Below are 12,356 nucleotides of genomic sequence, written 5' to 3'. Positions count from 1 at the left end.
CATGGCCGAGAACCAGACAAGTGCCGGTCACGGCGTCCGCGCGAAGGTCGTGGGCGCCGTGACCGTCGCCGTCGGTTGGGCAGGACTCGCCATCGCGCTGGTCCTCGTCGCCCACGTGGTGCTGACCGTCGGCAAGGCGAACCCGGACAACGGGATCACGTCCACGATCCGCGTGCTCGCGGAGCCGCTCTCGCTCGGGTTCCACGACCTGTTCGCCCCGCAGGACCCGACGCTGGGCGTGATCGTGAACTTCGGCATCGCGGCGCTGTTCTGGCTGTTCGCCAGATCACTCGTGCTCAGGCTCGTCCGCAGGCTCGACTGAGAACGCGGGCTCGCCCCACGTCCCGCTGAACACCAGCTCGGTCAGCGGCCTGCGCCTGCGCGGCCGCGTTTCCCTGACCTGGAGCTCCTCCGGCAGGTCCGCCACGTCACCGAGGTGCCCGACGGCGATGGCCACGACCGGCAGCGCGTCGTCCGGCAGCGCGAACGCCACCCGCACGGCGTCCTTGTCGAACCCCCCGATCTGGTGCGCGACCAGCCCGAGGTCCACGGCCTGGAGCACCAGGTTCTGCACCGCCAGCCCCAGCCCGTAGACGGTGTTCGGCAGCTCGCCGCGCTCGTCCGCGGTGACCACGGCACCGATCATCAGCACCGACGCGCGCTGCGCCCAGGTCCGGTTGCGGGGCCGCAGCGCCCCGAGGATCCGCGCGTGGGTGTCGTCGCCCCGGTAGCCCAGCAGGAACCGGGCTGGCTGGGTGTTGCCGTGCGACGCGGCCCACCGGGCGGCCTCCAGCAGCACCCCCATCTGCTCGCGCGACACCTCCGCCACCGGGTCGAACGCCCGAGGACTCCACCGCTGCTCGATCGCCGGGATCATCAGATCGCGTACTGCCAGGCCGTGATGGCGTACGCGCCGAACCAGGCGCTGAACACCGCGAGCCCGGTCAGCAGGGCCACGGCCGTCGACGTCCGCCGCTTCGCGATGGCCAGCGCGGCCGGGATCAGCAGCGTGAACGCGGGCAGCAGCAGCCGCGCCTTCGAGTTCATCAGCCCGTTCGAGCCCAGGTCCATCACCAGCACCCCGATCCCGTAGACCAGCAGCGGCCACTCCAGGCCCCGCCGGATGCCCAGCACCACCAGCGCCACCGCGATCCCGAGGATCCACACGGTCGTCAGCTCCAGCACCGACCGCGGCTCCCCGAGGTTGGCCAGCGCGAACTTCCACGTCGCCGCCCCGCCGTCGAACCGCGAGTCCCAGCCGCGCTGCTGGAGGGCGAACCAGCCGTCGATCCGCCCGGTGCGCGCGGCCACGTAACCGAGGTAGCCCAGCAGGCCGAGCGGCGCGATCAGACCACCCACCCACGGCTTCCAGCCGTCCCTGCGGGTGATCACGGCGACCAGCGCCGCCACGCCGACGGCCAGCAGCAGCGCCGCGGCCGTCGGCCGCACCAGGCCCGCCCCCGCCGTGCACAGGCCCGCGAGCACCCACTTCCGCTCCACCACGCCGACCAGCGCCCACGCCGCCAGCGCGCAGAACGTGGCCTCGGAGTACGTCATCGACAGCACGACCGCCATCGGCGACGCGGCGAACAGCGCCACCAGCACCAGCCCGGCGCGCGGCGAGCCGCCGCGGATGGCCTTCCCCAGCCGGAACAGGCCGTACGCGCAGAACACGCCGCTCACCAGGCTCACGGTGAACGCGGCCCCGCGCGTCTCCACGCCGGGCAGCCCGTCGAGCCAGCGCACCAGCGCGGGGTAGCCGGGGAAGAACGCGAGCGGCGTCTCCGGGGTGCGCTTGCCGAACGCGTCGACCAGGGAGCCCGGCACCCCGCCGTAACCGCCCTCGGCGATGCCCAGGAACCACTGCCCGTCCCACGACGTCAGCGCCGTGGTCGTGCTCTTGTTCCACCGGTCGGCCATCAGCCCGAGCACGAACAGCCCCAGCTCGCGGATCGCGACGAACACCACCGCGGGAGCCAGCAGCACCGCGTAGCGGTGTCTCAGCAGCTTCGCCAGCCGCTCGCGCGACGAGGGTTCCCCGTCGTGCTCCGCCGGGGGATCGGCCACCACCTGGACTGTCGACACGGGCACGAGAGTAGTGCCCGTCACGGCCCCCGTAGTCCACTCCTTGACACAGGTAGGCTGCCTGCGACGTGGGAATTTGATCCACAAGGAGGTCAGTCGGTGGCGCTCGTCGTCCAGAAGTACGGCGGTTCCTCGGTCGGAAGCGCCGAGCGGATCAAACGGGTGGCCGAGCGGATCGTCGCGACCCGAAAAGCCGGCAACGACGTGGTCGTCGCGGTCTCCGCGATGGGCGACTCGACCGATGAGCTGCTCGACCTGGCCCGCCAGGTGTCCCCGGTGCCGCCCGCCCGCGAGCTCGACATGCTGCTCACCTCCGGTGAACGCATCTCGATGTCGCTGCTGGCGATGGCGATCGACGCGCTGGGGGCCGAGGCCAGGTCGTACACCGGCTCGCAGGCGGGTGTGATCACGACGTCCGTGCACGGCAAGGCGCGCATCATCGACGTGACGCCGAGCCGCATCTCCGACGCGCTGGCCGACGGGGCGATCGCGATCGTCGCCGGGTTCCAGGGCGTCAGCCAGGACAGCAAGGAGATCACCACGCTCGGGCGTGGCGGCACGGACACGACCGCGGTGGCGCTGGCCGCCGCGCTCAAGGCCGACGTCTGCGAGATCTACACCGATGTGGACGGCGTGTTCACCGCCGACCCCCGCATCGTGCCCAACGCCAAGCGGCTGGAGACCATCACCTACGAGGAGATGCTCGAGATGGCCGCGTGCGGCGCGAAGGTGCTGATGCTGCGCTGCGTCGAGTACGCGCGCCGCTACAGCGTCCCCGTGCACGTCCGCTCTTCGTTCAGCAACAAGCCAGGGACCATCGTGTCCGGGTCAGTGGAGGACCATCCCGTGGAACAGGCGATGATCACCGGCGTCGCGCACGACCGGTCGGAGGCCAAGGTCACCGTGACCGCCGTGCCGGACCACCCCGGCGTCGCGGCCAAGATCTTCCGCGTCGTGGCGCAGGCCGAGATCGACATCGACATGGTCGTGCAGAACATCTCGCGCGCCGCCGACGGTCGCACGGACATCACGTTCACGCTGCCGAAGGACGACGGCCCGCGCGCCGTCGAGGCGCTGAACAAGTCGCGCGACGAGATCGGCTTCGAGCAGGTCCTCTACGACGACCACGTCGGCAAGGTGTCGCTGATCGGCGCCGGGATGCGGTCGCACCCCGGTGTGACGGCGACGTTCTGCGAGGCGCTCGCCACGGCGGGCGTCAACATCGAGATCATTTCCACGTCGGAGATCCGGATCTCGGTGATCTGCCGGGACACGCAGCTCGACGACGCCGTCCGCGCGCTGCACGACGCGTTCGAGCTCGGTGGGGACGAAGAGGCCGTGGTGTACGCGGGGAGTGGACGATGAGCGGGCCCGTGCTGGCACTGGTCGGCGCGACGGGCGCCGTCGGCACCGTCATGATCGACATCATGGACGGCCGCGCGAGCGTGCCGTGGAGCGAGATCCGGCTGATCGCCTCGGCGCGGTCGGCGGGCAAGAAGCTCACCGTCCGCGGTGAGGAGCTGACGGTCGTCGCGCTCTCCCCGGAGGCGTTCGACGGGGTCGACATCGCGATGTTCGACGTGCCGGACGAGGTGTCCGCGGAGTGGGCGCCGATCGCCGCTTCCCGCGGAGCCGTCGCGGTGGACAACTCCGGGGCGTTCCGGATGGACCCCGAGGTGCCGCTGGTGGTGCCCGAGGTCAACGCGGACCAGATCTCCAACCGGCCAAAGGGGATCATCGCCAACCCGAACTGCACGACGCTGTCGATGATGGCGGCGTTGGGGGCGCTGCACCGGGAGTTCGAGCTGAAGGAACTCGTGGTGTCGTCCTACCAGGCCGCCTCCGGTGGCGGGCAGGCCGCGATCGACCGCCTGTACGCCGAGCTGGAAGCGTTGGCGGGCAAGGAGGTCGGGGTTCGGGTCGGCGACGTGCGCGAGGTGCTCGACGCGGCCGGGCTGCCGGTGTCGGACTCGCCGTTCCCGGCACCGCTGGTGCAGAACGTGATCCCGTGGGCCGGGTCCCTGAAGGACGACGGGTGGACGAGCGAGGAGCTCAAGGTCCGCAACGAGTCCCGCAAGATCCTCGGCATCCCGGACCTGAAGGTGTCCGCCACCTGCGTGCGGGTGCCGGTCGTGACCACGCACTCGTTGGCGGTGCACGCGGTGTTCGCGCGCGAGGTCACCGTGGAGGCGGCGCACAAGATCCTGGCCGCGCAGCCGACGATCGTGCTGGTCGACGACCCGGCGGAGCTGAAGTTCCCGACGCCGGTCGACACGGTCGGGGAGGACCCGACGTTCGTCGGGCGCGTCCGGCAGGCGCTGGACTTCCCGAACACGCTGGACTTCTTCGTGTGCGGGGACAACCTGCGCAAGGGCGCGGCGCTGAACACGTACGAGATCGCGGAAGGCCTGGCCGAGCGGCTCTAGGCGTTCGGTGGTCGAAGGGGCGTGGTCGACGGGAGCGTCGGCCGCGCCCCTTTCGCCGTTCGTTGAGTAGCGTCTGCGGGTATGGCTGAGGCAGTGCTCGGTGTGGACCTGGGAACCACCGCGACGAAGGTGATCGCGGTCGATCGGAGTGCTCGGGTGCTGTTCAGCGCCGAGCACGGGTATCCGTTGCACACCACCCCGTCGGGGGAGGCGACGCACGACCCGCTCCAGGTCGTGGAGGCGGCTTTCCTGGCGTTGCGGGAGGTCGCCGCCTGGTGCGTGTCGTCGGACGTCGACGTGGTGGCGTTGTCGTTGACCGGGGCGATGCACACGCTGCTCGCCGTCGGGGCCGACGGCGAGCCGTTGACCGGGTCGTTGAGCTGGGCCGACAACAGGGCGGTCGAGGAGACGGCGCTGCTGCGGGGGACCGAGGCGGGTGCGGCCCTGCACCAGGTGACGGGGACGCCGATCCACCCGTTCGCGCCGCTGTCGAAGCTGGCGTGGTTCAGCAGGCACTCGCCCGAACTGGCCCGCTCGGCGCGGTGGTGCGGGTTGAAGGACTTCGTCGGGTTCCGGTTGACGGGGCGGTTGGCGACCGAGCACTCGTCCGGGTCCGGGACCGGGTTGATGGACATCCACCGGTTGGCGTGGCACCCGGAGTCGTTGGCGTTCGCGGGGATCGAGGCCGCGCAGTTGCCGGAGTTGTTGGCGCCCACGGATTCTTTCCCGTTGACCGCTGATGTGCTGGGGATTCGGCCTGGGACGCCGGTGGTCATGGGGGGTGGGGACGGGCCGTTGGCGAACCTCGGTGTGGGGGCGGTGGTTCCAGGGGTCGCGGCGTTGTCGTTGGGGACGAGCGGGGCTTTGCGGGTGGTGCGGGATCAGCCAGGGGTGGATGAGCGGGGGCGGGTCTTCTGCTACGGGATCGCGGATGGGTTGTGGGTGCTCGGGGGAGCGGTCAGCAACGGTGGGGTGGTGGCCCAGTGGGCCGCCGATACGTTTTCCGTTGAGGTGTCTGTGCTTTTGGAGGAGGCCGCGGGTGTGCCGGTGGGGGCCAACGGGGTGTTGGCGCTGCCGTACCTGTTGGCGGAGCGGGCGCCGTGGTGGGATCCGGATCCTCGGGCGACGTTGATCGGGCTTCGGAAGGAGCACACGAGGGCGGAGATCACTCGGGCGTTGGTGGAGGGGGTGGGGCAGCAGTTGGCCCTGGTTTTGGAGGCTGTGCGGTCCACCGGGGCTGCTGTGGACACCGTTCGGGTTACGGGTGGGGCATTTCGGAGTGAGTTGTGGGCTGTGGTGCTGGCTTCCGCTTTGGGGATGGAGTTGGAGTTGGCGGATGACAGTGAGGGGTCTGGGGTGGGGGCGGCCTTGGTGGGGTGGAGGGCTTTGGGGGTGTTGTCGTCGTTGACGGAGGCGGCGGAGTTGGTTGTGCCCGGGAGGAGGATTTTGCCGGATGCGGAGGCGGTGGAGTATTACGCTCGGGTGCTTCCGGTTGTGGAGAGGGTTTATGGGGCGTTGAGGGATTTGAAGGTGGAGTTGGGTGGGTGAGGGGTTGGGTCCGGTGGGTCCGGTGGGGGGTCGGGTTGGGTGCCGGGGTTTGGTGGTGGGGTGGCCGATTTGACTTGGGGCCCCTAGATTTGCCCCTTCGTCGGACAATAAAGGGCAGAGGTGAAGCTGCCGTCCGACGCAAGTTTAAGGGGCAAATCCCCCAAGTAAAATCGGCCACGGTTGGGTGGGCGGCGTTGCGTTTTGTGGGTGGTTGGCGGTTGGTGGCGGTCGGTTGGTTGGTGGCTGGGTTTGTTAGGCGTTGACTGGGGTTTTTGCTGCTCTGCGGTCTAGGAGTTTGCCTATGGCTGCGATGGTGGCTCCTGTTGCTCCTGTTATTGCGAAGCCCCAGCCTGCTGAGGTGTGGTCGATCATGAAGCCTGCCAGTGGGGCGCCTGCTGCTGCTCCTAGGGTGAATGCTGATCCTTGCAAGCCCATTGCTTCGCCGCGTGCTGATGGTGGGGTTAGTTTGGTGATTACTTCTCCGGTGCTGGCGATTACGGGGGCTGCTAGGAAGTTGGCGGGGATTAGTAGTAGTGCGAGCATCCACAGGTTTCCTGTTGCCAGGCCCACCGGGATGGAGAGTAGGCCCAGTGCTGCCATCAGGGTTCTTGGTGTGGGGGCGTGGGTTAGGCCTCCGTAGATGAAGCCGCCTACTAGTGAGGCTACGCACATGACGATTACCAGTGGGCCGGTCCACTGGATTTGTCCTTGTTCTTGTAGTGCCGCTACCAGTGAGACTTCCATGCCTGCCAGGACGAAGATTGCGCCGCTTGAGGTGATCAGTACGCCGATCAGTGGGGCGGTCAACCATTCTCTTCTGGGTGGGCGTTCGGTTGTGGTTGATTCTTCCTGGTTCTTGACCGGTGGGTTGGCTGCGTAGAGCGCTAGGCCTGCGGCGACCATGGCGGCGCCCACTGTCCACAGTGCTGTTCTGCTGTTGGCGCTGGTGGTGAGCAGTACTGCTAGTGCTGGGCCTGCCATGTAGGAGACCTCTACTGCCATGGAGTCCATTGCCAGGGCGGTTCTGCGTTGGTCGACCGGTACCAGGGCGGTCAGTACTTGGCGGCCGATGGACATGACGGGGAGGATCGTGAGGCCGGTGAGGAAGGACGTGACCAGCAGTACCGAGTAGGGGAGTGCTGGTGCGGTGAACCAGAACAGGCCCTCGGTGACGGTGCTGAGTAGTACGACCGTGCGTAGTCCTTTGTGGTCGGTCAGTCTGCCCATGAGTGGTGCGCCCATGGCGATGCCGATGGTGCTGGCCGTGCCCACCAGGCCTGCCGCGCCGTAGCCCTTGTCCAGTGCCAGGACCACGTGGAGCGTCAAGGTCATGCCTGACGCGGTGGTGGGGATTCTGGCGAGGAGCATCAGGAGCATCGCCTGGCGGATGCCTGGTAGGCGTAGCACGCTCAGGTAGTTAGCGGGGTTCACGAATCAATGGTGCACTGGGTGCCAAATCTTTAACGGGTCGCTTTCTTGACTGGTTCCAGTAAACGTGGTCACATGGACTGGCCATGACACCTGACCCCCGTGAGCTCCTCAAGGGAGCCGGGTTGCGGCTCACCGCTCCCCGGCTCGCCGTGCTGGAGTGGCTTGCCAGCCATCCGCACTCGACGGCCGAGCACGTGGCCGAAGGGGTGCGGGAGCGGTTGGGGGCGGTGTCCACGCAAGCCGTGTACGACGTGTTGAACACGTGTTCCCGAGTCGCTCTCGTGCGGCGGATCGAGCCTGCCGGGCATCCGGCCCGCTACGAGACGCGCACGGGGGACGACCACCACCACCTGGTGTGCCGCCGCTGCGGCCGTGCCGAGGACGTCGACCACGTCCACGGGGCGGCGCCCTGCCTCGAACCGTCGAACTCGGCGGGCTTCGCCGTCGACGCGGCCGAGGTGATCTTCTGGGGTCTGTGCGGCGACTGCCGGCTTCCACCACGGAACGAGGAGTCATCAGCGTGACCGAACCGCTCCGCACCACGAACAACGTCGGCATCCCCGTCGCGAGCGACGACCACTCGCTGACACTGGGCGCCAACGGGCCGATCCTGCTCCAGGACCACTACCTGATCGAGAAGAACGCCCAGTTCAACCGGGAGCGGGTGCCCGAGCGCGTGGTGCACGCGAAGGGTGGTGGCGCGTTCGGGCACCTCGAGGTCACCGAGGACGTCAGCCGGTTCACGAAGGCCGCGCTGTTCCAGCCGGGGGTGAGGACCGAGGCGTTGGCGCGGTTCTCGACCGTCGCCGGTGAGCTGGGGTCGCCGGACACGTGGCGCGACCCGCGCGGGTTCTCGTTGAAGTTCTACACGTCCGAGGGCAACTACGACCTGGTCGGGAACAACACCCCGGTGTTCTTCCTGCGGGACCCGATCAAGTTCCCGGACTTCATCCGCTCGCAGAAGCGCCGGGCCGACACCGGTCGGCGCGACCACGACATGCAGTGGGACTTCTGGACGCTCCAGCCGCAGACCGCGCACCAGGTGACGTGGCTGATGGGCGACCGGGGCATCCCGAAGACGTGGCGGCACCAGAACGGGTACGGGTCGCACACGTTCCTCTGGGAGAACGCGGCGGGCGAGAAGTCCTGGGTGAAGTACCACTTCAAGACGGACCAGGGCATCGAGACGCTGACGTCGGAGGAAGCCGCGCGGATCGCCGGTGAGGACGCGGACGCGCACCGGGCCGACCTGTGGCACTCGATCGAGCGCGGCGAGCACCCGTCGTGGACGCTGCACGTCCAGGTGATGCCGTACGCGGAGGCGGAGAACTACCGGTTCAACCCGTTCGACCTGACGAAGGTGTGGCCGCACGCGGACTACCCGTTGATCAAGGTCGGCAAGCTGGTGCTGGACCGGAACCCGGCGGACTACTTCGCCGAGATCGAGCAGGCCGCGTTCGAGCCGACGAACCTGGTGCCGGGCATCGGGCCGTCGCCGGACAAGATGCTGATCGGCCGGATGTTCTCCTACCCGGACGCGCACCGCTACCGGATCGGCGCGAACTACGCGCAGCTCCCGGTGAACCGGCCCAAGTCGCCGGTGAACTCGTACTCGAAGGACGGCGCGATGCGGTACGCCAACGCGTCCGACCCGGTGTACGCGCCGAACTCCTACGGAGGCCCGCACGCCGACGCGGTCGCGGCGGGTGAGGTGACGACGAACTACGGCGTCGAGGACGCCCCGGTGCGCGCGGCGTACAAGCTGCACGTCGAGGACGACGACTTCGGCCAGGCGGGCACGATGGTCCGCGAGGTGTTCACCCAGGAGCAGCGCGACCGCCTCGTGGAGACGGTGATCAGCCACGCGGGCAACGGCGTGTCCGAGAAGGTGCTGGAGCGGGTGTTCGAGTACTGGCGCAACATCGACAAGGAGACCGGCGACCGCATCGCCGCGGGCTTCGGCAAGTGAGCTAGACCCGCACTCCCACCACGGCGAACGGCCCCGGTAGGCACCTACCGGGGCCGTTCCGCGCGGTCAGGCCGTCTTCGGCACGTCCTGGCGGGCGTTGGCCAGCGCCAGGCCGGTGCGCAGGGAGCCGACGGCCTCGGACACGGCCTCGCGGTAGATGCCGCCCAGGCCGAGGACGTTGGCGAAGCCGTGGAACAGGCCCTCGTGGCGGCGGAGCACGACCGGCACGCCCGCCTGCGCGAGCTTCTCCGCGAACGCCTCGCCCTCGTCGCGCAGCGGGTCGAAGCCCGCGGTCGCGAGGTAGGTGGGCGGGAGCGTGCTGAGGTCGTCGGCGAGCAGCACCGAGAGCCTGGGGTCTACCCAGGACTCCTCCTCGGGGGCGTAGTGGCCGCGGAACCAGTCCATGGCGGCGTCGGTGAGGAAGAAGCCGTTGCCGAACAGGTCGCGGGAGCGGCGGCGGGTCGAGGCGTCGACGGCCGGGTAGAGCAGCAGCAGGAACACGGGGGTCGGACCGCCCGCCTGAGCCGCGCGCAGGGCGGTCACGGCGGCCAGGTTGCCGCCGGCGCTGTCACCGCCGAGCGCGATGCGCTCGGGGTCGACGCGCAGGTCGGAGGCGTGGGCGACGGCCCACTCAAAGGCGACCATCACGTCGTCCACGGCGGCCGGGAACGGGTGTTCGGGGGCGAGCCGGTAGTCGACGGCCAGCACGCGGACACCCGCTTCGAGCGCGAGGAAGCGGCACAGGTTGTCGTGGCTGTCGAGGTCTCCGCTGACCCAGCCACCACCGTGGTAGAAGATCAGAAGCGCCGAGTCCGGTGCCAGGCCGACGGGCTCGTAGACGCGGCCGGGGATCACGCCGCCGTCTCGGGGGATGCGCACCGGGCGCGTGGCGACGCCCCGCACGACCGGCCCGCAGACCAGCGCGTTGCTCTGCGTCAGCGCGGCCCGGTTCTCCGCGGGTGTGGTCGTCTCCCAGGTCTGGCCGCTGAGCTGCTGGAGCCTGAGCAGCAACTGGGCGTCCGGGTGCAGCCGCTGGCCGTCGACGACGATCGGCTTTCCGGTGATCAGCCGCCGCACGGGAGCGGGGAGGCCGAACGCGAACCGCACGGCACCCGCGAGGACACCGACGGGCAGGGAATCGGCGAGCTTCGACATGCACTGGATGTTACTTGCGGGTAGTCGATGTGACGAGCGTCCCGACCGGGTGGACCTCCAGCGCGCTGGAGGTCGTACGGTCGGGCTGTTCGGTTCACGCGGGTGGAAGGATCTCGACGCATGACGGTCACCGTGGTGGGCATCGGGGGTTCCATCCGCCCCAATTCGCAGTCCGAGCGCGCGATGCGCATCGCGCTGTCGGGCGCGCGCCTGGCCGGTGCGCACACCGTCGAGGTCACCGGCCCCGACCTCGTGCTGCCGTTCTACGACCCGCACGTCCCCGACCGGCCCGAGGCGGCGTCCAGGCTCGTCAAGGCGCTGCGCGAGGCCGACGGCGTGGTGCTGGTGTCGCCCGGCTACCACGGCACGGTGTCCGGCCTGGTCAAGAACGCGCTCGACTACGTCGAGGACCTCCGCACCGACGAACGCCCGTACCTCACGGGCCGCGCGGTCGGCTGCGTCGCCGCCGCCCAGGGCTGGCAGGCGTCCGTCACGACGCTGACCGCGCTGCGCTCGATCGTGCACGCGCTGCGCGGCTGGCCCACCCCGCTGGGCGCGGCCGTGCACTCCGGCGACGTCACGTTCGACGACGACGGCGGCTGCTCCGACCCGGCCGTCGCCGAAACCCTGCGGATCATCGGCCGCCAGGTGGCGGAGTTCGCCCTGTCACAGTCGTGATTGGCCGTCGCACCTTCGGGTACGCCTTCACCGGGTGAGTTGCCACACCACCGGGAGTCGAACAGTGTCGTGGAGTGGTTACCAAGGAGTACAAAGCTCCGGAAACCACTGTCCCAGCTCGAAGGAGAGCGTCACATGAACGTGCTCTACACGGCCGAAGCGGTCGCCGTCGGTGAAGGTCGCAACGGCGAGATCCGTTCCTCGGACGGCGTGCTCGACGAGCTCGTCGCGATCCCCAAGGAGATGGGGGGTCCTGGTGGGGGCACGAACCCGGAGCAGTTGTTCGCAGCGGGCTACGCCGCGTGCTTCAACAGCGCGCTGCGCGCGTCCGCCCGCATCGCCAAGATCGAGATCGGCGTCACCGAGGTGACCGCGAAGGTCGGCATCGGCCGCGTCGACGACGTTCCCGGCATGCACCTGACCGTCGACCTGGTCGCCCGCGTCGAGGGCGTCGAGCAGGCCGTGGCGGACAAGCTCGTCCACGAGGCGCACCAGTTGTGCCCGTACTCCAACGCGACTCGCGGCAACATCGAGGTGGCCGTTACCGCCACCGTCTGAAGGAGGCGCTGAAGTCATGCCCGTCAAGTCCCCGATCAGTTCCCCGCTCGGCCAGGCCGAGAAGGACGCCGTCGGCGAGGTGCTCCAGAGCACCCTGGTCGACCTGATCGACCTGTCCCTGATCGCCAAGCAGGCGCACTGGAACATCGTCGGCAAGAACTTCCGCAGCGTGCACCTCCAGCTCGACGAGCTGGTCACGCTCGCGCGGACCTACACCGACGAGGTCGCCGAGCGCGCCAGCGCACTGGGCGTCTCGCCGAACGGCAAGGCGCGCACCGTCGCCGACAACTCCGTGCTCGACTTCCCGGAGGGCTGGCAGGACGAGGACACCGTGATCAGCACGGTCGTGTCCACCCTCGCCAAGCTCATCGAGCGGCTCCGCACGCGGATCGAGGCGACCGACAAGCCGGACCTGGTCACCCAGGACCTGCTCATCGAGATCACCAAGCAGGTCGAACAGGCGCACTGGATGTGGCAGGCCCAGCAGGCATGAGAACCCGGCCGCC

Annotated in this window: 13 protein-coding genes; 9 read left to right on the top strand and 4 right to left on the bottom strand. The window is 69.1% G+C overall.

Annotation, left to right across the window (positions count from 1 at the left end; genetic code table 11):
• Position 1 precedes the first annotated feature (1 nt).
• Positions 2 to 322, top strand: a complete 321-nt coding sequence (locus NZH93_RS41780) for a hypothetical protein (protein WP_259628875.1) — start codon at positions 2 to 4, stop codon at positions 320 to 322.
• Here NZH93_RS41780 and NZH93_RS41775 read toward each other — a convergent pair.
• Positions 287 to 877: a nitroreductase family protein gene (locus NZH93_RS41775; RefSeq protein ID WP_259628874.1), complete on the bottom strand. Its 591-nt coding sequence runs from the start codon at positions 875 to 877 to the stop codon at positions 287 to 289. The two genes, NZH93_RS41780 and NZH93_RS41775, sit on opposite strands and share 36 nt — an antisense overlap.
• On the bottom strand, positions 877 to 2,085 hold the full coding sequence (locus tag NZH93_RS41770; protein WP_259628873.1) for a glycosyltransferase family protein: 1,209 nt from the start codon (positions 2,083 to 2,085) through the stop codon (positions 877 to 879). Before NZH93_RS41770 ends, NZH93_RS41775 begins: the two co-directional genes overlap by 1 nt.
• Before the next feature lie 99 nt (positions 2,086 to 2,184).
• Between NZH93_RS41770 and NZH93_RS41765 the strand changes: the two genes are divergently transcribed.
• The 3 genes from NZH93_RS41765 (at position 2,185) to NZH93_RS41755 (ending at position 6,059) form a co-directional block, all read left to right on the top strand.
• Positions 2,185 to 3,450, top strand: coding sequence for an aspartate kinase (locus NZH93_RS41765; protein WP_259628872.1), 1,266 nt, complete (start codon positions 2,185 to 2,187; stop codon positions 3,448 to 3,450).
• Complete coding sequence (locus NZH93_RS41760) at positions 3,447 to 4,511, top strand: aspartate-semialdehyde dehydrogenase (RefSeq protein ID WP_259628871.1); 1,065 nt, start codon at positions 3,447 to 3,449, stop codon at positions 4,509 to 4,511. The genes NZH93_RS41765 and NZH93_RS41760 overlap by 4 nt, the downstream gene beginning before the upstream one ends.
• Before the next feature lie 81 nt (positions 4,512 to 4,592).
• Positions 4,593 to 6,059, top strand: coding sequence for a gluconokinase (locus NZH93_RS41755; RefSeq protein WP_259628870.1), 1,467 nt, complete (start codon positions 4,593 to 4,595; stop codon positions 6,057 to 6,059).
• 252 nt (positions 6,060 to 6,311) lie between these two features.
• Here NZH93_RS41755 and NZH93_RS41750 read toward each other — a convergent pair whose 3' ends face one another.
• Positions 6,312 to 7,490, bottom strand: coding sequence for an MFS transporter (locus tag NZH93_RS41750; protein ID WP_259628869.1), 1,179 nt, complete (start codon positions 7,488 to 7,490; stop codon positions 6,312 to 6,314).
• 83 nt (positions 7,491 to 7,573) lie between these two features.
• On the opposite strand from NZH93_RS41750, the gene NZH93_RS41745 reads away from it, so the two are divergent.
• Positions 7,574 to 8,014 (top strand): Fur family transcriptional regulator, encoded by a 441-nt coding sequence (locus NZH93_RS41745; protein ID WP_259628868.1) that lies wholly within the window; start codon positions 7,574 to 7,576, stop codon positions 8,012 to 8,014.
• Positions 8,011 to 9,459, top strand: a complete 1,449-nt coding sequence (locus tag NZH93_RS41740) for a catalase (protein WP_259628867.1) — start codon at positions 8,011 to 8,013, stop codon at positions 9,457 to 9,459. The genes NZH93_RS41745 and NZH93_RS41740 overlap by 4 nt, the downstream gene beginning before the upstream one ends.
• 66 nt (positions 9,460 to 9,525) lie before the next feature.
• On the opposite strand, the gene NZH93_RS41735 is transcribed toward NZH93_RS41740, so the two are convergent.
• Complete coding sequence (locus NZH93_RS41735) at positions 9,526 to 10,614, bottom strand: alpha/beta hydrolase (protein WP_259628866.1); 1,089 nt, start codon at positions 10,612 to 10,614, stop codon at positions 9,526 to 9,528.
• 120 nt (positions 10,615 to 10,734) lie between these two features.
• Here NZH93_RS41735 and NZH93_RS41730 point away from each other — a divergent pair, with 120 nt between their 5' ends.
• The 3 genes from NZH93_RS41730 to NZH93_RS41720 all read left to right on the top strand — a co-directional run bounded on the left by NZH93_RS41730 (position 10,735) and on the right by NZH93_RS41720 (position 12,343).
• A complete protein-coding gene (locus NZH93_RS41730) occupies positions 10,735 to 11,292 on the top strand; it encodes an NADPH-dependent FMN reductase (RefSeq protein WP_259628865.1) in 558 nt (185 codons plus the stop codon).
• A gap of 135 nt (positions 11,293 to 11,427) precedes the next feature.
• Complete coding sequence (locus tag NZH93_RS41725; RefSeq protein ID WP_106185224.1) at positions 11,428 to 11,850, top strand: organic hydroperoxide resistance protein; 423 nt, start codon at positions 11,428 to 11,430, stop codon at positions 11,848 to 11,850.
• 16 nt (positions 11,851 to 11,866) lie between these two features.
• A complete protein-coding gene (locus NZH93_RS41720; RefSeq protein ID WP_259628864.1) occupies positions 11,867 to 12,343 on the top strand; it encodes a Dps family protein in 477 nt (158 codons plus the stop codon).
• Positions 12,344 to 12,356 lie beyond the last annotated feature (13 nt).

Source organism: Umezawaea endophytica (assembly GCF_025061645.1).
Classification (GTDB): Bacteria; Actinomycetota; Actinomycetes; order Mycobacteriales; family Pseudonocardiaceae; genus Umezawaea; species Umezawaea endophytica.
The sequence above is the reverse complement of the archived record's forward strand: the minus strand, read 5'-3'. Positions and strand labels throughout refer to the sequence as shown.